The organism is Glycomyces buryatensis (genome assembly GCF_004912275.1).
Taxonomy (GTDB): domain Bacteria; phylum Actinomycetota; class Actinomycetes; order Mycobacteriales; family Micromonosporaceae; genus Glycomyces; species Glycomyces buryatensis.
Map to the genome: position 1 here is coordinate 1 of NZ_STGY01000058.1, position 618 is coordinate 618.

The 618-nt window shown below is 66.2% G+C and carries 1 protein-coding gene; it reads right to left on the bottom strand.

Annotated elements, in window-relative coordinates:
• Nucleotides 1-612: aldehyde dehydrogenase family protein (locus FAB82_RS16230; protein WP_136535588.1), on the bottom strand; the 612-nt coding region annotated here is incomplete at its 3' end.
• Nucleotides 613-618: the final 6 nt, after the last annotated feature.

Here is a 618-nt window from a genome sequence, read left to right on the forward strand (position 1 = left end):
GCCGTGGACGACGTTGAACACCCCGTCGGGCAGGCCGGCTTCGGCGTACAGCTCGGCGATGCGGTTCGACACCGAAGGGTCGCGCTCACTGGGCTTGAGGATGAAGGTGTTTCCGGTGGCGATCGCGACCGGGTGCATCCACATCGGGACCATGATCGGGAAGTTGAACGGGGTGATCCCCGCGCAGACGCCGAGGGGTTGGCGGAAGTTGAACACGTCGACCCCGCGCGAGGCCTGGTCGGTGAACGAGCCCTTCAGCACCTCGGCGATCCCGCAGGCGTACTCCACGACCTCGCGGCCGCGAATGATCTCGCCACGAGCGTCCTCGATGACCTTGCCGTGCTCGGAGGAGATGAGTTTCGCCATCTCGTCCTCGTGCTCGACCAGGAGTTCCCGCATACGGAACATGACCTTGGTCCGCTGCGACAGCGAGGAATCACCCCAAGCCTCGAAGGCCTTCGAGGCGGCGGCGACGGCCGAATCCACATCGGTCGTCTCGGCAAGGAGGACCTGCTTCTGCTCGGTGCCGTGGGCGGGGTTGAACACCGCGCTGGTGCGGGCCGACGCGCCGCGCGTGAACGCCCCGCCGATCCAGTGCTCGATGATGGTCATTGCTGA